We start from the raw sequence: 19,147 nt of genomic DNA, 5'->3' as shown, positions 1-19,147 counted from the left end.
TGAAAAATTACTTTTTGTTGCATTATAACAAAGGTGTAAAAAGAATTGAAAGAAAGATTTGCGTGAACAAAATTCCAACGACCAGCATTGTGATGGACTTGGAGTGATTTCAGAGTTAATTAATAAAACATCAGGCCTTTACACAATGCTTTCGAGTTGGACTAAACTAACTTTGCGTCCGCTCTGATAAGACGTCCGAAGGACGGCTGACACGCCAACCAACCCAGTCCAGCAAAGCTGGATGCTGGAGGTAAAATTGCACGGAAAAATACAAAAAAGCAAATGTGTTGGATAAAACTTTGCGAGCCGAAGAAAAGTTAGCAAACATACCACTCAGAGAAATTGTCGCCAGCCAACTTTGCAAGCCGAAAATCTTACTTGGCGAACCAAAATGCTGCCTCGTCGCAAAAAATTAGGCGTTTGAAAAGTTGAAAACCCAGCGAATTTTGCGTGTCGACTGAGCCTTTGAGTTAAAAGCTGTTAAACTATTGTAGCAGCATACGGACTGTTACATACGATATTTAAATACATCACTCACTTCTGTTCCTATGTACATATCTTCACCTTTTTGTCTACTTGGATTAAAGTCAATAAAAAACTGTTGAATTTCCCAAGATATAGAAATTGAGTAGTCATAAATATCAAATAAAAATGGAATATCTATTTTCTCTTCAATTTCTACTAACCCCTTTTTAGACTTCGCACTTAATTTATGTCGAATTATATTGGAGTCAGTTTTGAAATTTTGTAAAAAACTTGAATGAATGACTTGGTTTCTATAGTCCTGACACCTTAGGATTGATTTAATTAATTCTTTAAAATACTCATCTTTTTCAAAATGACCATAATTAAATTGCCTATTCTCTTTGAGTAAATGAAAAAGAGAACTAAATATATTTACTTTATTTGTAAATGATAATTCAGCAACAATAATTTTCCCATTGCTACTTCAACACTTAACATTTCAATAATAAATGCAGATAAAGTATCTTCTAATTGTTGGAAACCCATAGAAACTAACCCAATAACCGAACTCAATTCATCGGGTTCTCCGACTCGTTCTGTATAGGGTACGTTACTTCGATTGAAATTGAAAACTATCTGTTTATATGAATCGAAGTCGTTTATATTATTAGCTATCTCCATTTAGTTGTTGTGAAATAAAATCATTAGGTGTAAATATTTTCCAACGACCGCAAATAAGAAGATGGGGATTGGATTTTGAGTTAATTAATTGATTATCAAACTTTTACTTATTTGCTCGTGTTGGAGACAAACCAACTTTGCGAACCGCTCCGATTTGATGTCCACCAACAAAGCTGCATGCTAAGATGGTAAAAATCATAGAATCTGCTCTAATCAAATGTCGGAGTGATATTTGAAGTGCTTTTGAACTAAAGAAAACACTCCAAATATCCTGTCCAAGTGATATACCTAACTCCACGGCCAAATTTTGTTAGAATATCCTGTCGCTCGTGAATATGAACACCCATAAACAACAATCTAAATTAATTAAAAACTTTTAAATTGTCAAGTTTATGATTTTACTTTTTTGGTTTCTTCTACTGTATATAATTACAAAAAAATCAAGATGATTCTCTTATAAATATTTCCGTTTTTTGTGGCTCAGGTGGCGGTACATTTCTTTTAGTACCACCTAAATTTGAATCATCCCACCAATCACCACCATCAGGAATTGGTGTTGGTTCTGGGTTTGGGGTTGAAGTACCTTCTTCGGCTGGGTCTGGAATAAGATTCATTTTTTTACAGTTATAATTAAGGTTAAAAAAACAACACTTAAAATAAAAGATAGTATAATAAAAAAATAAGAATAACTTAAAAACTTCGCTTTTGAATCATTTACTCTCTCATTACTTCTTGCAGCCTTTAAATAATTTTTAGACGTTTCTAAGTCAAATATTTTTTTGTCATATTCATTCTTTTCATAGAATTTTTTTAGAGTCTCAAATAAATAAGGATTTTTATATTCAAATAGCCTCATGGATAAAAATATCATTGATATGGCTATGGATGATGTAACTAATATTGATACCAAAACCCCAATAATTGTATTGTTTATATTGCTAAATTCAGGCATTTTTATTAAATCATATACATCTTTAATATTAAAAATTATTGATGATAAAATTATTGTCAAAAGAGATAAATAGATTTGAGATTTATTGTTTAATCCATTTTCTCTATCACATTCGTTTTTATAAACTTCTTTTGAAAAATCGTACCTTAAATCTTCCATATTATTTTTTGTGTTTTAAATTTAAAGATACTTTTTTGTTGAAAAATTTCCAACGACCAGTATTATGATGGTTTTTGGAGTAGTTTTAGAGTTAATTTGTTAATTATCAAGCCTTTACATAATACTTAGCGTTGGAGAAAATGGACTTAGCGACCGCTCTAATTTGCTGTCCAACGGACAGCAGCACGCCAACGAACCCAACCCAAAAACTTGATTGCTGAAAGTAAATTAGCACTTAAAAAACTAAAAAAGCAAACGAGTTTAGAAATATTTTGCGATTCGGAGCAAAAGTTGCGAAACTACCAAGCATTATAAATGTCGCAGACCAACTTTGCGAACAGAAAACCTAAATAAAATACCAAAAAGCTGTCCTGTCCACTGAGAACTATGCGTTTGAAAAATTGAAAAACCAGCGAATTTTGCGTGTCGAAAGTGCCTAAATGCTTGACAAAAATGGAGAAAAAGGCAAAAATAGAGCGAGAATTGAGAGAGAAATGCTGAAAATAACTGCTAAAAGTCTTAAAAGTATGAAATTTGATTGCGTAGAATTTGAAAAAAGTCTTTTAAGTTTTATGCTTAAAATTGGCGAGAAAAAGCGAGACATTTGCGAGAATTATGAGCGAAAAATGCGAGAAATTGACGAGAAAATTACCGAAAATAGGGGCGAAGTTTTCGAGAAAAAGGTTGAATTCTTTGATTTTGGCGTTGTCGAAAAAACTGAAAAGAAAGACTTGCGAGAGAAACCGCCAAAGACCAGCATTATGATGGTTTTTGGAGTGATTTTGGAGTTAATTTAATAAATAACAGACCTTTACATAATGCTTCGTGTTGGAACTGATAACCTTTGCGACCGCTCTGATAAGACGTCCGAAGAACGTCTTGCACGCCAACCAACCCAAGCCAGCCAAGTCGATTGCTGAAAGTAAAATTGCACGGAAAAATACAAAAAAGCAAATGAGTTGGGTGAAACTTTGCAAATCGAAAAAAAGTTGGCAAACATACCACGCAGAGAAATCGTCGCCAGCCCACTTTGCAAGCAGGAAAATTTACATGGCGAATCCAAATGCTGCCTCGTCGCAAAAAATTAGGCGTTTGAAATTCTTGAAAAGCAGCGGTTTCGGCACGTCTGAGGTTGGCTAAAACTGTCAAACTATTTTAGCAGCATACGCCTAAAAGTGTCAAGACATTTCATTATCATACGGGTTAAGAAAATAAATTTGGACTTAGTTTTGCAAACCGTTGTTGGGTCAAATTTAAGGCTTTTAGTGCATTAACTTTGCCGATACCTAACGTTGAACTCATTCCCAGAACCATTTCTCGAGAATCAATAATAATGTCTCTCACTTGTTTTGGTGAAATTGTTGGATTATAACTTAGAATTAGAGCACAAATACCTGACACATGGGGAGCCGCAAATGAAGTCCCTGAATCTAAAACGTTGTAGGAATCATTATTTTCATTTGTTAAACCGAACACCCCTGAACCGTAGCTATATATTATATTCTGACCAAAGTTTGAGCCTTTCTTATCGTTTTCAGTCCAGATATTATCATTAATATTCATGGCACCGACAATCAAACAATTTTCTAATTTGCTCCATGCCGTTTCAGCTATATTTTTGTTTTTATTGCCTGAAGAAAACACAAAAACTGATTTGGTTGCTTCTTTATTGATAAAATCAATGAAATCAGTTACAATCTTATCATCTTTATCCAAATTAATCTCCCAACTGCAATTAAGAATTTTTGCACCATTTCTAATTGAAGTATTAATTGCTTCTTGGCAGTCTGAAAAAAAAGCTGTTATATCATTCGTAGGAAAAACCTTGCAATTAATTACTCTACAATTAGGTGCAACTCCAGCTATCCCTCGACTATTATTCCAACTTGCTGCAATTAATCCTGCAACACAGGTACCGTGCCCTTTATCAGGCCTGCTATCATTGAAATCAGCATCATCTGTAAAATTAAAGCCTCGTTTTCCTGTATTATCAACAAAGATATTCCCTCTTAAATCTTCATGATTATCATTGATTCCTGTATCGATTACTGAAACGATAATATTTGGATTTCCACTCGAAATATCCCATGCTTGTTCACATTGAATATTTATAAGTGCTATCTGTTTACTAAGTAAACTATCATTGGGATTTGTTGCTAAGTGAACATAACCATCTAAATAGGCATCATCAATATTCTCGTTTTTTTGCAATGCTAAACAATATTCTTTTGCAGATTCATCATCTGTAAAATCTATTTTATAGGTTCGATAGTAGTCTTTTTGACGTTTACCAAGTTTACGATAATATTCATTATCGTATAAATAACCACTTGAATCAAGATTCTCTATTGGAAAATTACGCTCTATTTCAAAAGGGTCATTTTGAAATGAAAAAACTTTTGAAGGATTTAAGTTCCTGCTTTTCAATATTTCAAAAGAATTATTGAAATCACTATTTTCCTTTACACGTATTATCACCCTGCTCCTTGTCTTCATAATTATCTTAAATTATTGTTGAAGCTCTTCTCTCCATACTTATTAAATGCGTCAGAGTCCAGAATTTTGCCACTTTTTTCAAAAAGCAAGTATTCAATTTGGAGAGCCCCAGTAGATGATAACTTGGTTTTCCATTGACTCTTTTTCACAATAGTTGTTCCAATACCATTGGCGGAAATTCTTAGTGTTAAGGCACTATCTGTTTTTAACTTTTTATAAATTTGTTCAACACTTAATAATATACCCATTGCAGTTACATTGGTTTCTTTATTTATAGCCTGTTTTAAACTTTCTGTTATTAAGTCATATTCTGTATTTATTTTTTTTAATTCCTCTTCGAATCCGCTAAGAGTTTTAGATACTGCTTCGATACTTTGTTTCAATACAGCTATTTCGCCGTTAATAATATTAATTTCTTTTTTTATGTTTATTGTATCTTTGGGACTATCTTTTTTTGCTTTTAGTAATTCTACATTTTTTTTAGCCAATTCAGTGTTTTTCTTATCAATGTTTTCGTTTGTTTCATTAATTTTTTTGTCTTTTTTAAACTTTTTTATCCCAGCTAAAATTTTATCTTTGGAAGCCTCAATTTCGCTAAGCTTCTTCAATAACTCTGAATCATCGGTAGGATTTATAGGGAAAAGAGAAGGGTAATAAAATTTTTTGTTATTTAATTCTTTGACAATTTTTGATATAATATAGCTTTCTGCAACTGTCTCATTATTTACAGTTATCTGGGTTTCTGTCTTAAAAATTGTAGCTAAATCGGCTACTGCTCGAGCTACACTTACACCCAAAGCAATGCCTGCAGCAACTGAAGATGGCTCGACTACAGGTGGAGTAATTTCATTTTTTAAATCCTCATAGTTAGAACTAATCTTTTTTAGTTCAGATTCTATTATTCTATATTGATAAATACCTTTAAAATGTGAAGCATCGTAAACTAATACTTCTTTATCACCTATTGAAGCTGTTAAACTATTTTTAAATTGTTGAATTGCTCCATTGAGTGCATCGTCAACAAGAGCCTTTGTTTCAGCAGTTGAAAATTTCCCTTCTGAAATGGTAATATCTCCACTTAATGGAGTTAGTTTATTCTCTCCAAATGCTTTTAAATTATTAGATATTTCATCTAACTTTGCTTTTGATATAGCAGCATCATCTGTTCTTTCAAGGCCATTAATATCATTTGCCAATCCCGTTAATGTCTTCTTTCTGGCTAATTCAGTACTATCTTTTTTGAATTGTTTGGTAGCTGCTGCTTTCGTATCTTTTTCTTCTTGTGTTTCTACTGTTTGAGCTGAAACTATAAATGGAAAAAATAACAAGAAAATTATGATTTTGTTTTTCATGATATTATTAAGTTTTTTTTGTAAATTTTGCAGATGTTTTTCTATAATTCAAGAATAGGTGTAGCATTTTTATTATTCGGTACTTTCATTATTAATTTATACTATCTGAAGAATTGAGATGTGTAGCTAATTGGGGGGAATTTATTTTTTTATTTTTTATTTTTCGTTCCAACGACCAGCATTGTGATGGTTTTGGAGTGATTTTAGAGTTAATTTATTAAATATCAAGCCTTTACACAATGCTTTCGAGTTGGAGTCGATGAACTTTGCGTCTGCTCTGATAAGACGTCCGAAGGACGGCTGACACGCCAACCAAACCAACTCAGCAAGGCTGAATGGTGGAAGTAAAATTGCACGGAAAAATACAAAAAAGCAAATGAGTTGGATAAAACTTTCAGAATCGAAGAAAAGTTGGCAAACATACCACTCAGAGGATTTGTCGGACGCCAACTTTGCAAGCAGAAAACCCTAAATGGAGTAGGAGAGAACTGTCCTGTCACCCGAGAAATATGCGTTTAAATTTTTGAAAATTTAGCGATGCTTGCTTTTCATTAGAAGAAATTATCTAAGTTACAAAAGATGGTATTAATCCATATCCAAATTATTCTATTTCAAGGCGAAATGTTTGCTTTCCAATTGGTGTATTTTTAATTGTATAAAAAGTACCAGAAGGATTATTGTTTACAGCATTAAATCCATCTCGATATTCTGACAATTTTCTATTCAAACCCAAATCCACAGAGAAATTTTTAGTCTTTATCCTTAAGCTTTGATAAAGTTGACCTCCAATATTCATAGGTTCTGGATTACCAGTCTTAGAATTGATTTTTGAATTTGTCAGTAATAGTTCTAAAGTATCCCCAACAGATGTTCTATAAGAATCTTCATCCATTTTTTCAGCCTTATCAAAGTTAATCAGTTGGATATTAACTTCATCTTCAGGATACCTAACAATTTTGAACAATTGATTAGTTTGGCTATTTTTTCCACTAAAGTTCAAAAAAGCTACAAAATCTATTTTCCCTGTTTGAGGATTTACCAAATCATAGGTTTGAGAAAAAATTTCAGACACAAACCACTTGGCAGTTGGAAGAATAGTTGTGTTATTCATATTATTGTTTACTCCCGTTGGGTTATTAGGTGTTATAGGTGTGGATACACCTTTATCACCACAGCTAAATATGATTGTAGCAACTGCAAACAAGCTTAATATTAAACTATTTGAATTTAAACTAAAGATTTTCATCTGCTTTAAAATTCCAACGACCAGCATTATGATGGTTTTGGAGTAAATTTAGAGTTAATTAATTAAATATCAAGCCTTTACATAATGCTTCGTGTTGGGACTGATGAACTATGCGACCACTCTAATCTGGCGTCGAACGACGCCTAAGCCAGCCAGTCAACCCAACCCAGCAACTATGCTGCTGAAAGTAAATTTGCACTGAAAAATCTAAAAAAGCAAACGAGTGCAGAAATAATTTGATAGTCGGAGAAAAATTGGAGAGACTACCAAGCAGAGAATTTGTCGCAAACCCACCGTGAGAGCAGAAAACCCCAAAATAGAGTAAGAGAGAACTGTCCTGTTCGCCAAAAATTATGCGTTTGAAAAACTAAAAAACCAGCGGATTCGGCTCGTCGAACGAGAATTTGAGCCTAAAACTGTCAAACTATTTTAGCTGCTTATGGTTTAGAGAAGCAAGAAATTGCTAATGGAATACCTGCTTGTCCTAATCGAATCATTTCTTCTGGGTGAAACTCCATATTGCACTGGTGTTCATATTCATAAATATACCAAAACACAATATCCTTATTCTTACGATTAATGCCCAAAGATTCTAATGCTTGAAATTTAGGTTCTAAGATGTTGAGAAAATGATTAATAAAATCAAAATATTCATCTTTTTCAATTTGAAAAATCCAAGTACTCGGAACTTTTTCGCTAAACCTACCTTTTTGAAATGATGGTAATGGGTCTAAACAAAAAAGCTTAGTCAGTTTATCATAAGTTTGATGAGATTTTCTAAAACTAATATTGATACTAAAAATATTCATTTGAAAAATTTCCAACGACCAGCATTGTGATGGACTTGGAGTAAATTTAGAGTTAATTAATAAAGCATCAGACCTTTACACAATGCTTTCGAGTTGGACAAAACTGACTTTGAGTCCGCTCTGATAAGACGTCCGAAGGACGGCTTGCACACCAACTAACCCAATCCAGCAAGGATGAATGCAGGAAGTAAAATTGCACGGAAAAATACAAAAAAGCAAATGAGTTGGATAAAACTTTGAGAATCGAAGAAAAGTTGACAAACATACCACTCAGAGAACTTGTCGCCAACCCACTTTGAGAGCAGAAAATCTCAAAAAAGTGCCAAAATACTGTCCAGTCGCTCGAAAATTATGCGTTTGAACAACTGAAAAGCCAGCGAATTTTGCTTGTCGAAAATGCCTATGCGATTTAGGTAATTGATAAGAAATTTAGCTTTGATTTTGTTAGAATAGCAGCTTTTCCTTCATGATGAATAAATAGTATTTCTGAATTGTTTAAGCTGTAAAATATATAGTCATGTGGCTGATAAAAGTTAACATTTCTGTAATTTTCATACCATTCTATGAACTCAAATAGATTAATACCAGTCTTGAAAGCTTCCTTTTTATCTTTCCATTCTTCATTAGTTATGATAATTAAATTCGAATTTTCATATGAGAAATTTAAACTTTGAAAAAGATTTTCTAAGTCTTTATTTTCAAAATCAAAATCGCTATTGAAATTAAAAGCTTCCCAATTTACTATATCAATCCATTTACAGTTAAGATTATAATAATAACATATGGAATCGGGTGTTAGGATGAATTTTGGATTTTCGTCATTAAAAAACTCCTCACCAATTTGTTTGATTACTTGTTGAAAAGGAATTTTTGAGTACATATTTATTTAGAAAGTGAAATTTTTCCAACGACCATTATGGCGATGCTGGGGTTTGATTTTGTATTAATTAATTGAATATCAAGCGTTTACGCCATAATTAGCGTTGGAATTTCGGATTGTTGAGTACTACGCTTTCAGAGTGTCCCCAAGATAGAAAAGGGCTAAGGACTAAAAAGATGCGTAGAATTTGCTCATTCATCCTGTCGCTGGCCAAATCTGCAAACTAAGGTCTGAAAAAAGAAATAAAAATGCAAGAAATTTTATTTGTCGGAACGAAGTCGAGTTACTGCCACACATTGGAAATGTCGGCAGTAACTTGAAACTGAAATATTTTACTGAGAATTCATGTTTGAAAACTTCGCTTTTGTCCAGTCGACCAAATCTTTGAGTTAAAGCTGTCAACCTATTTAATAGTATACAGAAAAGGTAATTTAACTATTGGTATGGGATTTCCATAAATCAAAAGTATGACGTTGATTAGGGTACAGAATTTCTTTAAATACTGTGCTATCTGAATTATAAATAATATGTCTTAAAGTGGTATATGGATTCAAGTACTTATGTTCCGTCGAACTATATTCATTTACTATTTCAATATTTTTAGCGATGGCAATATACAAGTCAAAAGGTCGATAATCAGGATTTATTTTTAATATTTCTTCAACAAAGTTATCTGCTCTACTTTCTTCAAACAAATAATCTTTAAAATAACCGTTAGCTATTTTTAAGAAGGAAAAAACACTTATTTTTTCTGAAAATATATCCTTAGATTGTTCTATCTCTGATTTACTATTAGTGCTTTCTTCAATTGTTTCGTCTTTAATTCTTAAGAACTCCTCGCCAGCTTTATCTGATTCTTCAATTGTTTCATTTTTAATTCTTAAAAATTCCTCATCTGCAACTTCAAATAAAGCAGAAAGTCTATTAATCCTTCTTTTTAAGCTATTGGGAATTGATTTTTTATACTTTATTTTATGATCTAAAACGCTCCAAGCGTCTTGAATTATCGTCCTAATTTGTAATTCAAATCTTAAATCTTTAAACTTTCTATATTCATGTAATTGCTCTCTACTTTCATTTAGTTTTAGGTCTAAATGAAGCCCTTTATACCCAAATTGGTTTTCTGTACTTTCGATTAGAGCTGTTTTATCAGTAATCCCAATCTCTTTAAAGTTTTCTTCTAATAACTCTTTTATTTTATCAAAATCTGAAACATACAAACATACTATTCTCACGCCAAGTAAGTCAGTAATTGAGTCATAAACTTCATAGTCTGTATCTGATTCTTCAAACTTTGATAGATATTTCCGCTTAAATTTATGAATACACTCATCAAGGTTTTTTACACGAGAACTCACAGAGTCTATTTCGATTTCATCTACAACTAATGAATGTACCAAGGTTTCAAAAGTGCGAACTGCTGAATTAAAAACTTCCAAATTCTGTTGGTAAAATGATCTGAATTTACTTTCTTTTTCGTTGAAATTTATATTTATTTCATTCATCGTATATTTGCTTTTAATAAAAAACCCCTGAATAGACAGGGGTTATAATTTACCGGTAATTTCTAAATTATGAGCTTGATAATTGATCAGAAAATCTCCCCCACTAAAATTTCTTTGATGCTAAGCACTCTAACAATAAAACCTGAATCGGACTTCAATGAAGATTTCTATATATTATAACCGAATAAAGAGTTTTAAAGCATAAGGCTTTTACATTGTCTACGTTGTTTTTTAGACTCTCGGCGAATAACTTTAGATTTCATTTAATCATAAGCATATTTATCTTTGTTAATTAACCAAATAAAATCGTTGACAAGCTTTAGAAAACGATTTAGAAAATATTTTCGCTACAAATATGAAAATTAAATTTAATATTTGCAAATAATTCGCTTTTTTTTTCATTCCAACGACCGCAAATGAGAAGATTTGGGATTGGATTTTGAGTTAATTGGTTGAATATCAAACTTTTACTTATTTGCTCGTGTTGGAGACACACCAACTTTGCCAACCGTTCCGATTTGAAGTCCACCAACAAAGCTGCGTGCTAAGATGAAAAAAATCGTAGAAACTGCTCAAATCGAAAGTCGCTGACCAAATCTGCATACCAAGTTCTGAAAAAAGAAAATTAAAAGCAAAATAATTTATTAATCGGAGTAAAATTTGAGAAAATACCACGCATTAAAAATGTCGGCGATGACTATGCGTTTGAAATATTGCTGAGAATTTACGTTTGAAAGCTTCGCTACTATCTTGTTGCTCGAAACTAAAATTATCAAACTATTTTAGAAGTACATTATTTATCAAAGTGGCTTTGCCTTTTGATAATCGGATTCATCATAAATCAAACTTTTATAAGTAACGGGTTTAAATTTATTGGTTTTATCAAAACGGAAATCCATCGGTGACTTATCCCATTTGCAATTTAAACCATTAATTGTTCCCGACAAGAGTATTTTTCCATCGCAATAGTATCTGATGATTCGTTTATCACTAAACAAAACTATAATAGAATCTACTTTTTCGGAATTAAATGGTGAATTCTGACCATTGCTACCAGGGGAACCAAATGTTAGAGTAGTATCAAATTTGCTCTGGTTTCTAATTGATATACTATTTAAAAGAATTGATTTGCTATAAACAAGCATTTTAAAATCTTTTGAAGTTTGATTTTCTATTACAAATTGAACTTTTGGTCTAATAAAAAAAGCACATGATAGACAAATCGTTGATACAAAAAAAAGCATGAGCTTATTCATTTGTTATATGGATTTTTGTCATTCCAACCAAAAGCATTGAGATGGTTGGGTATTAAAGTTAAATTATTGATTATAAGTATCTTACCTTTTCTTAATGCGGAAGTTGGAATCCAAGTAAGTTGAAACACCAACGCCTTAACTTGGTCGCCCGAAAAAGTAAAGTGCTAACCAAGCCAGTACAAAAATAGTAATGATTTGGAGAAAAGCAAGCAAGCTAACAAAAAGGCGGTGCTTGTCGCCCGAAAAGTTGAAGAACCCTTGAATCGCTCTGAGTGGCTGTCTAAAGTAAAATTAGAAGCTCCACTTGAATAAAAGCCCTAATTTCACGTCGGTAAAATTATAACTCTCTATAAATTGCAATGGGTCAATTATATACTCATATTCAAGCTTTTTATTAAATGTGTTTTCCATCACACTTAATGCTTTTCTGACTTTATTCATTTGTAATTTCATTGCATCTTCATCTCTATGAACATGGTTTAAATCTTCGGTTTCTAATTCTTCAGAGTATCGTTTTGACTGTGTTAGTATTCCAAATATTGTAAATTCTTGTTCAGTTTCTCTTGAATATTTTTTTACAATATAATCAACTTTTTCTTTAAGCATTTGTCTGTCGAGATTGCAGCTAAACAAATAGAAGTTACCTTGTTTTTCTATTGGCAGCAATACCTCAAGCATATCATTATAACCATAGCTAAATAGAAGCGATAGATGTTCAACAAACTTTTTATCAAGTAGTTCATCTTTAATTATTTTTTCAAATGAAAATTTGTTTTCAAAAATACTTTTAACCTTTTGCTTCTGATTTCTGTCTGAAATCGTGTTGATTTGCTCATTAAACTTTTCAATTTCTTGTTTATATGTATTTTGATATTGCAAATACTTTGTTGCAGTTAATAGGTCATTCATTTTTAATAATGTTTCATGAATGTTTTTAACATCCTTAACTGCAATTCTACCAGTAACTTTAATAAAATTTTTACTTTGTATTTCTAAAATTTTAGTTTCTACGTTAGAATCATTTAGTTCAATTACTTTATCTTCCTGAAATAGTGCATTCTCAAATAGTGTATATGAATAGTCATGCAAAAATTTTTTTTCAGTTTGTGCTGAAGATTCTGTAATTATATCAGCCATTATTAATCCACTTGCTTTGCTGCCTTCTTGTTTATTGGATTCTTCAGTATGATTAGACTTTGAGGAGATAATATATTCTGTTAAGCCCTCAAAGATTTGAGAAGCTATAGAATACATTTTATAATTGTCAAGATAGATAAATGATTTGATTTTTTTCATAGGGACTTACGTTTTCGTGCTTCCCTTTTGCGTAAAAAGTCATCAATATGTTTTTGTCTTGTTCTGCTATCAAGGATATTTTTTATTGATAAGACAATAGCTCCTGCCGAAGCAAAAAAAGTTGCAGATTTGACTATTAAATCAATATTTTGAAAAAAAATATCCATTTGATGTATTTACAGGAGGAACCACATTTGATGTATCATTTGAGATAACCCCACCAAGCCAGTAGCTGTAACCCAAAGATACTAAACTAAGCACAAAAGAGCAAATTTTTATACTATTTCTGTCAGCATACTTACCATCGGTATCAATTTCTGCAAAATAGGTTATAGATAGAAAGAAGGCATAAACGATTACAAATAATATACACAAGCCAATATTACTATATTTCCATTTTTCTTCACCTATATAATTTTCAGTTAAATCATTAAGGTTAGTTACATGCAAAACAAGTCCAAAAGCTGTTAAATCTATTTCATTCAAAAGGTAAATTGGTTGTACGTTTTTAATTGTTAAATAAATAATTAGTCGAGCAAAAAAAGGCAATAGTCCAATTAAGACAGTAAATATTCCCCATTTTATTCGTCTCATATTTTTAAATTTCGGTTTTTATTTTTCCAACGGCTCGCAAGCAAGATGATTTTGGAGCGAATGTTGAGTTAATTAATTGATTATCAAACTTTTACTTGCTTGCCCGAGTTGGACTAAACTGACTTTGCGTCCGCTCTGATAAGACGTCCGAAGGACGGCTTGCACGCCAAGAACCCAAGCCAAGAACTATGCTGCTGAAAGTAAATTTGCATGGAAAAATACAAAAAAGCAAACGAGTTCAGAAATAATTTGAGTTTTGGAATAAAAGTGGCAAGACTACCAAACAGAGTTCTTGTCGCCAGCCCACCTTGAGAGCAAAAAAAACAAAAAAGAGTAGGAGAGAACTGTCCTGTCCGCCAAGAAATATGCGTTTGATAATTTGAAAAACCAGCGGTTTCGGCTTGTCGACGAAGCCTTTGAGTTAAAAAATGTCAAATTATTTCAATCGCATACTTGTCGCATGAGCCTAAATAACTGTTAAGTGGAAAAGTCTTTAAATATTAGCCATTATTCTTTGTAAGAATGCACCATAATTTCTTAAAATTGAATCGAACGAAGTATTAATATCTATAATTTCTGCCCAATTCAAGTCTATAATAGCTTTTATTTGAATTTCAGAATTATGTTCTCTATGTCCAAAAGTATTATTTCGTATATTTTTCAAAAAAACACGGTGTTTTGCCTTAAATTGATGCAGAGAAGCGGATAATGTTTTTAGTTCGTTCAAATAGTGATTGCCATTATTTAGTTCGGATAAGGTTTTCTTAAATAGACTTCCAGTTAATTCGGGAATATCTTCTGTTGCTTCATACGTCAATATACACAAAGTTCTTGCAAAGTATCTTTTTTCCCATTCAGTTTTTGAGTTGACTAAATATTTTGATGTTAGTTTATTATCAAGAAGTAATATATTTAGATTAATCGTGAAATTAAGCAAGACAATGTAAGGATGTAGTTTTTGACTTTTGGCATACTCTAATTGACCTAAATAAAGTGATAATACTTGTTCGAGTTCATTTATTGTTTTATCAAAATCTCTATTAATTTCATTCAAATCTTGGTTAAGGCCAGCTTGTAATAATTCGTCATGTAGATTGATATTATACATATTTTTGTTCTCGTTCCAACGACCAGCATTGTGATGGTTTTGGAGTGATTTTAGAGTTAATTTGTTAATCATCAGGCCTTTACATAATGCTTCGTGTTGGAGCTTATGAACTTTGCGACCGCTCTGATTTGGTGTCGCAAGACACCAAGCACGCCAACCAACCCAAGCCAGCTAAGTCGATTGCTGAAAGTAAATTTGCACTTAAAAATACAAAAAAGCAAATGAGTTGGATAAAACTTTGCGAGTCGATGAAAAGTTGGCAAAAATACCACTCAGAGAACTTGTCGCCAGCCAACTTTGCAAGCAGAAAAACCTAAATGGAGTAGTAGAGAACTGTCCTGTCCGTCAAAAATTATGCGTTAGAAAAACTGAAAAACCAGCGAATTTTGCGTGTCGGATGTGCCTTTGAGCTAAAGGCGGTCAAACTATTTTAGCAGCACAGCATACAACTAATTAATCACTAAATAAACAACCATTAATCCCAATACCCCAATAAAAAAGCCTAAGATTCCAATAAATAACATCCATTCTGCTATTTCTTTATTTCGACTATTAAGTTCAATTTTTGCCTTTTTTGGACTGATAATATTGAAAATTATTCCAATTATTGAAAATGGAGCAAGAAATACAAGTAATATTGATAAAGGGAAAATATTTATAAAATGAAAAGTTAGTTCGTCAAAAGTAAGCAGGAAAAATAAAAATAATGGGATTGAATAAATGATAATTGACAAATACAGTACCTTGTAGATTTTAAACTTGTAAGTGGGATAAAAAAATTTGGATATCATTGAACTCACTGTATTATTTTAAAAAAAATTCCAACCCAAAGTATTATGATGATTGGGATTATTGATTGATTTTAAGCAAAAATGCAAAAACTTTTTCATAATACGTCTGTTGGACAAGGGAAATTTTTTCAAACCCGCTGGAACCCCGTCCGAGAAGTCGGACGCATTCCAAGCGAAAAGACCCCAAAAAGTTGATTGGCGAAAAAGTGCTTACAAAGAAACCGCTCTGAGTGATTGTCGGATGGATGTAAGAATTTTGGAGTAAAACCGTTGGTTTATCTTGTCGACCGAGAGCTTGAAATCTTATGAGCTTGCGACAAATTTTATCGTTTTTGAGTTGAAAAGGAGATAATTTGCTTGAAAATCTGACATAAAACCATGCAAACTAACCGATTTTTAGCGACGAATTTTATCGTTTTCACGGCTAAAAAAAATGAAGTTTTGTTTGAAAATCTGACATAAAAATCATGCAAACTGACCGATTTTTAACGACAAATTTCTACGAAAAACAGCGACGAATTTTATCGTTTTCACGGCTGAAATGTCGAAGGAGAATTTCAAAAACTGACTTTTTAGCGATAATTTCAGACGAATTTGCTCGAAGAAAACCGTTCCAACGACCGCAAATGAGAAGATTGGAATTGATTTTAGATTTAATTAGTTGATTATCAAACTTTTACTTATTTGCTCGTGTTGGAGACAAACCAACTTTGCGACCGCTCCAATTTGATGTCGCCCAGCCAAATTTGAGAGCCAAGATAGAAAAAAGCGTAGAAACTGCTCTAATCGAAAGTCGCTGACCAAATCTGCATACCAAGTTCTGAAAAAAGAATTTGAAAAGCAAAAGAATTTTTTTTCGGAGTAAAATTTGAGTAAATACCACGCATTAGAAATGTCGAAGTTAACTTTGCGTTTGAAATTTTACTGAGAATTAACAATTAAAAACTTCGCATTTGTCCAGTCGAACGAGCCTTTGAGCTAAAAATTGTGAAACTATTTTATAAGCATGTGTTTTACCAGATTTCAACTTTTATAGAGTCCTTTTTTATAATTTCAATGCTTAAACTGTCTGAAATAACCCGCCAATTGCTTAATATTTCTTTTTGAGTAAAGAATTTTGCACTTGTGAAGCTAATTTCTACCGAATTTTCATTTGGATTTTGAGTATCGTAGTCGATACTTTTACCATAAAATAGTACAAGTGTGTCTTTCTTGGGCAAAATTTGTGCTACTTCCATTTTGTTATGTCTGCCATAAATAACAAAATCTTCGATTATTTCATTTGTTGAATTTCTGATATATGTTTTTACTTCACTGCCAATATGAAACCACTTGTTAAGATTTAGAGAAAATTTAAAAAATAAAATAAAAGATACGGTATAGAAAAATATCCATTTAAGTTCTATCACTGCCGAAATACTATTTTTTCTTAGAACAGCCGAAATGAGTAAAAGGCAAAATAAAAAAGCTAATAATATGAGTAAGTAGAAGAAGAAATAACCAAAAAAGAGTTGAGGTTTATATTTATTCCAAAATTCGGCTTTAAATATTAGTGTAATTTCTATACACAAGAAAAGCAAAAGAGTTGAGAGTAAAATTATGGTATATGTTCGCTTTAATATGTTCAAATCGAATATGTTTTTTTTTATTCTCATTCCAACGACCAGCATTGTGATGGTTTTGGAGTGATTTTAGAGTTAATTTGTTAAATATCAGACCTTTACATAATGCTTCGTGTTGGGACTGATGAACTTTGAGTCTGCTCTGATAAGACGTCCGAAGGACGGCTTGCACGCCAAGAACCCAAGCCAAGAACTATACTGCTGAAGGTAAATTTGCATGGAAAAATACAAAAAAGCAAATGAGTTGGATAAAACTTTGCGAACTGAAGAAAAGTTGGCAAAAATACCACTCAGAGGATTTGTCGCCAGCTCACTTTGCAAGCAGAAACCCCCCAATAGAGTAGGAAAGGACTGTCCTGTCCGTCATGAAATATGCGTTTGAAATTTTGAAAAACCAGCGAATTTTGCCTGTCGGATAAGTTTTAGAACTGAAATCAAATTGTCAAACTATTTATTCTGTTTAAGACTATTAATATATGATGTCGAATTACCGTTCCAATAGCATTTAATACATCTTTTATTCAAAAACTCATGCTCACAGTTTGCATAACCGTACAAGAAATGTGAACATTCAGGACAAAGTTTGGGCATTTGTGAGGAATCACTAAAATAGGCACTTTTACATTCATCACATTCTCTGATTAGTTTCTCCATTTACCTCTATTCGAATTGTTTTAGAAACGTTCCAACGACCAGCATTATGATGGTTTTTGGAATGGTTTTTGAGTTAATTTGTTAATTATCAAGCCTTTACATAATGCTTCGTGTTGGAATTTCGGAACATTGAGACCGCTCTAATTTGGCGTCGCACGACGCCCAGCCAGCCAGTCAACCCATCCTACCAACTAAATTGCTGAAAGTAAATTTGCACGGAAAAATCTAAAAAAGCAACTGCATACCAAAATATTTTGAATCTATGAGAAAGAGTTGCGAAACTACCACGCAGAGAAATTGTCGCCAACCAGCTTTGAGAGCAGAAAACCCCAAAAAAGAATTACCAAATTGTTGTCTTGTCAGCCGAAAACTATGCGTTTGAAAAACTGAAAAACCAGCGAATTTTGCTTGTCGAATGTGCCTATGAGCTAAAATTGTCAAACTATTTATTATATACGAGTTCTAATTTTCAAAGTTACTTTGCCAATTCAGCCTTTTGTCTGCACCAATTATAATTTTAGATATTATACTATCCAATTTTAAATAAGTAGCCCAGTAATCTAAATTTATCAATGTTGAAATTTCTTTGATTAATTTCTCTTCAAGTTTGTCAATTCTTTGCCCTTTCCATATTTTGTCTGCTAATGATACAATTAAGTCTTCTATTCTTAAATTTTCATTTTCCCAACTTCCATGTGTTATTGTAAAACGGGCAAGATTTTCATTTATGCCATAGTCAATTAATATTTTATAGCCAGTTTCTTCATGAATATTCCCTTTTTCTCTTAATTCTTTTTTTTCAATAATTTTTCCAATATCGTGTGTAGCAGCCCCAAATAATATTTCATCTTCATTAAGCCCTAAATTGGGAAATTCATATAAGATTTTTTTAGTTAAGACTTTACTGACATTGTAAACTAAAATTAAGTGTCTGTTAAGCAAAATGGGGCAGTGTAAATTATCTAAAATTATTTGAATATTGGGTGGTAATTTTTCAAATGAAAGTTCAGGCATAACTTTATTTTTAATGACGAAAAGAATTTTTCCAACGACCAGCATTATGATGGTTTTGGGGTGATTTTAGAGTTAATTTATTAATTATCAAGCCTTTACATAATGCTTTCGAGTTGGGATTTATGAACTTTGTGACCGCTCCAATCTGGCGTCGAACGACGCCTAAGCCAGCCAGTCAACCCATCCCACAAACTTGATTGCTGAAAGTAAATTTGCACTGAAAAATCTAAAAAAGCAATTGTGAACCAAAATATTTTGGATGTCGGA

General features: G+C 32.2%; 19 protein-coding genes. 3 read left to right on the top strand and 16 right to left on the bottom strand.

Going from position 1 to position 19,147, the window contains the following annotated elements; all coding sequences use genetic code 11:
• Positions 1 to 58 precede the first annotated feature (58 nt).
• Entirely contained in the window at positions 59 to 187 is a 129-nt protein-coding gene (locus tag IEX65_RS28145) for a hypothetical protein (protein ID WP_262891871.1), read from the top strand.
• A gap of 710 nt (positions 188 to 897) precedes the next feature.
• On the opposite strand, the gene IEX65_RS20845 is transcribed toward IEX65_RS28145, so the two are convergent.
• From IEX65_RS20845 to IEX65_RS20830, 4 genes are all read right to left on the bottom strand, one after another.
• Complete coding sequence (locus tag IEX65_RS20845) at positions 898 to 1,146, bottom strand: hypothetical protein (protein ID WP_188768975.1); 249 nt, start codon at positions 1,144 to 1,146, stop codon at positions 898 to 900.
• 103 nt (positions 1,147 to 1,249) lie between these two features.
• Positions 1,250 to 1,444 carry a hypothetical protein gene (locus IEX65_RS20840; protein WP_188768973.1) on the bottom strand — a complete coding sequence of 65 codons (195 nt, stop codon included), beginning with the start codon at positions 1,442 to 1,444 and terminating at the stop codon, positions 1,250 to 1,252.
• A gap of 142 nt (positions 1,445 to 1,586) precedes the next feature.
• Positions 1,587 to 1,760: a hypothetical protein gene (locus IEX65_RS20835; RefSeq protein WP_188768972.1), complete on the bottom strand. Its 174-nt coding sequence runs from the start codon at positions 1,758 to 1,760 to the stop codon at positions 1,587 to 1,589.
• Positions 1,757 to 2,257 carry a hypothetical protein gene (locus tag IEX65_RS20830; RefSeq protein ID WP_188768971.1) on the bottom strand — a complete coding sequence of 167 codons (501 nt, stop codon included), beginning with the start codon at positions 2,255 to 2,257 and terminating at the stop codon, positions 1,757 to 1,759. The genes IEX65_RS20835 and IEX65_RS20830 overlap by 4 nt, the downstream gene beginning before the upstream one ends.
• 440 nt (positions 2,258 to 2,697) lie before the next feature.
• Between IEX65_RS20830 and IEX65_RS20825 the strand changes: the two genes are divergently transcribed.
• Entirely contained in the window at positions 2,698 to 3,054 is a 357-nt protein-coding gene (locus IEX65_RS20825; protein ID WP_188768970.1) for a hypothetical protein, read from the top strand.
• A 406-nt stretch (positions 3,055 to 3,460) separates the two neighbouring features.
• Here IEX65_RS20825 and IEX65_RS20820 read toward each other — a convergent pair whose 3' ends face one another.
• From IEX65_RS20820 to IEX65_RS20775, 10 genes are all read right to left on the bottom strand, one after another.
• Positions 3,461 to 4,753 (bottom strand): S8 family peptidase, encoded by a 1,293-nt coding sequence (locus tag IEX65_RS20820; protein ID WP_188768968.1) that lies wholly within the window; start codon positions 4,751 to 4,753, stop codon positions 3,461 to 3,463.
• Positions 4,754 to 4,755: 2 nt separating this feature from the next.
• Positions 4,756 to 6,105 carry a hypothetical protein gene (locus IEX65_RS20815; RefSeq protein WP_188768966.1) on the bottom strand — a complete coding sequence of 450 codons (1,350 nt, stop codon included), beginning with the start codon at positions 6,103 to 6,105 and terminating at the stop codon, positions 4,756 to 4,758.
• A gap of 601 nt (positions 6,106 to 6,706) precedes the next feature.
• A complete protein-coding gene (locus IEX65_RS20810; RefSeq protein WP_188768964.1) occupies positions 6,707 to 7,378 on the bottom strand; it encodes a hypothetical protein in 672 nt (223 codons plus the stop codon).
• A gap of 410 nt (positions 7,379 to 7,788) precedes the next feature.
• Complete coding sequence (locus IEX65_RS20805; RefSeq protein WP_188768962.1) at positions 7,789 to 8,160, bottom strand: hypothetical protein; 372 nt, start codon at positions 8,158 to 8,160, stop codon at positions 7,789 to 7,791.
• A 409-nt stretch (positions 8,161 to 8,569) separates the two neighbouring features.
• Positions 8,570 to 9,040 carry a hypothetical protein gene (locus tag IEX65_RS20800; RefSeq protein ID WP_188768960.1) on the bottom strand — a complete coding sequence of 157 codons (471 nt, stop codon included), beginning with the start codon at positions 9,038 to 9,040 and terminating at the stop codon, positions 8,570 to 8,572.
• A 431-nt stretch (positions 9,041 to 9,471) separates the two neighbouring features.
• Positions 9,472 to 10,545 (bottom strand): GTP pyrophosphokinase, encoded by a 1,074-nt coding sequence (locus IEX65_RS20795; protein ID WP_188768958.1) that lies wholly within the window; start codon positions 10,543 to 10,545, stop codon positions 9,472 to 9,474.
• Between the two features lie 800 nt (positions 10,546 to 11,345).
• Positions 11,346 to 11,690, bottom strand: coding sequence for a hypothetical protein (locus IEX65_RS20790; RefSeq protein WP_188768956.1), 345 nt, complete (start codon positions 11,688 to 11,690; stop codon positions 11,346 to 11,348).
• A 402-nt stretch (positions 11,691 to 12,092) separates the two neighbouring features.
• Positions 12,093 to 13,097 carry a DUF6414 family protein gene (locus IEX65_RS20785; RefSeq protein ID WP_188768954.1) on the bottom strand — a complete coding sequence of 335 codons (1,005 nt, stop codon included), beginning with the start codon at positions 13,095 to 13,097 and terminating at the stop codon, positions 12,093 to 12,095.
• Positions 13,098 to 13,238: 141 nt separating this feature from the next.
• Entirely contained in the window at positions 13,239 to 13,691 is a 453-nt protein-coding gene (locus tag IEX65_RS20780) for a hypothetical protein (protein ID WP_188768952.1), read from the bottom strand.
• A 493-nt stretch (positions 13,692 to 14,184) separates the two neighbouring features.
• On the bottom strand, positions 14,185 to 14,799 hold the full coding sequence (locus IEX65_RS20775) for a hypothetical protein (protein WP_188768950.1): 615 nt from the start codon (positions 14,797 to 14,799) through the stop codon (positions 14,185 to 14,187).
• 86 nt (positions 14,800 to 14,885) lie between these two features.
• On the opposite strand from IEX65_RS20775, the gene IEX65_RS20770 reads away from it, so the two are divergent.
• Complete coding sequence (locus tag IEX65_RS20770; protein WP_188768948.1) at positions 14,886 to 15,116, top strand: hypothetical protein; 231 nt, start codon at positions 14,886 to 14,888, stop codon at positions 15,114 to 15,116.
• Between the two features lie 1,487 nt (positions 15,117 to 16,603).
• Here the strand turns inward: IEX65_RS20770 and IEX65_RS20765 are convergent.
• Positions 16,604 to 16,999 (bottom strand): hypothetical protein, encoded by a 396-nt coding sequence (locus tag IEX65_RS20765; protein ID WP_188768946.1) that lies wholly within the window; start codon positions 16,997 to 16,999, stop codon positions 16,604 to 16,606.
• A gap of 1,329 nt (positions 17,000 to 18,328) precedes the next feature.
• Positions 18,329 to 18,925 carry an HD domain-containing protein gene (locus tag IEX65_RS20760; protein ID WP_188768944.1) on the bottom strand — a complete coding sequence of 199 codons (597 nt, stop codon included), beginning with the start codon at positions 18,923 to 18,925 and terminating at the stop codon, positions 18,329 to 18,331.
• Positions 18,926 to 19,147: the final 222 nt, after the last annotated feature.

This window comes from Emticicia aquatilis (genome assembly GCF_014644295.1).
In the GTDB taxonomy this organism is placed as follows: Bacteria; Bacteroidota; Bacteroidia; order Cytophagales; family Spirosomataceae; genus Emticicia; species Emticicia aquatilis.
This window is presented reverse-complemented; position numbering and strand designations above follow the sequence as displayed.

Coding starts and splice junctions, on each gene's coding strand:
- IEX65_RS20805 (WP_188768962.1), bottom strand. CDS start 8,160: ATGAATATTTTTAGTATCAATATTAGTTTTAGAAAATCTCATCAAACT.
- IEX65_RS20790 (WP_188768956.1), bottom strand. CDS start 11,690: ATGCTTGTTTATAGCAAATCAATTCTTTTAAATAGTATATCAATTAGA.
- IEX65_RS20820 (WP_188768968.1), bottom strand. CDS start 4,753: ATGAAGACAAGGAGCAGGGTGATAATACGTGTAAAGGAAAATAGTGAT.
- IEX65_RS20760 (WP_188768944.1), bottom strand. CDS start 18,925: ATGCTGGTCGTTGGAAAAATTCTTTTCGTCATTAAAAATAAAGTTATG.
- IEX65_RS20770 (WP_188768948.1), top strand. CDS start 14,886: ATGCTTCGTGTTGGAGCTTATGAACTTTGCGACCGCTCTGATTTGGTG.
- IEX65_RS20810 (WP_188768964.1), bottom strand. CDS start 7,378: ATGCTGGTCGTTGGAATTTTAAAGCAGATGAAAATCTTTAGTTTAAAT.
- IEX65_RS20835 (WP_188768972.1), bottom strand. CDS start 1,760: ATGAATCTTATTCCAGACCCAGCCGAAGAAGGTACTTCAACCCCAAAC.
- IEX65_RS20830 (WP_188768971.1), bottom strand. CDS start 2,257: ATGGAAGATTTAAGGTACGATTTTTCAAAAGAAGTTTATAAAAACGAA.
- IEX65_RS20825 (WP_188768970.1), top strand. CDS start 2,698: ATGCTTGACAAAAATGGAGAAAAAGGCAAAAATAGAGCGAGAATTGAG.
- IEX65_RS20780 (WP_188768952.1), bottom strand. CDS start 13,691: ATGAGACGAATAAAATGGGGAATATTTACTGTCTTAATTGGACTATTG.
- IEX65_RS20800 (WP_188768960.1), bottom strand. CDS start 9,040: ATGTACTCAAAAATTCCTTTTCAACAAGTAATCAAACAAATTGGTGAG.
- IEX65_RS20845 (WP_188768975.1), bottom strand. CDS start 1,146: ATGGAGATAGCTAATAATATAAACGACTTCGATTCATATAAACAGATA.
- IEX65_RS20815 (WP_188768966.1), bottom strand. CDS start 6,105: ATGAAAAACAAAATCATAATTTTCTTGTTATTTTTTCCATTTATAGTT.
- IEX65_RS20785 (WP_188768954.1), bottom strand. CDS start 13,097: ATGAAAAAAATCAAATCATTTATCTATCTTGACAATTATAAAATGTAT.
- IEX65_RS20775 (WP_188768950.1), bottom strand. CDS start 14,799: ATGTATAATATCAATCTACATGACGAATTATTACAAGCTGGCCTTAAC.
- IEX65_RS20795 (WP_188768958.1), bottom strand. CDS start 10,545: ATGAATGAAATAAATATAAATTTCAACGAAAAAGAAAGTAAATTCAGA.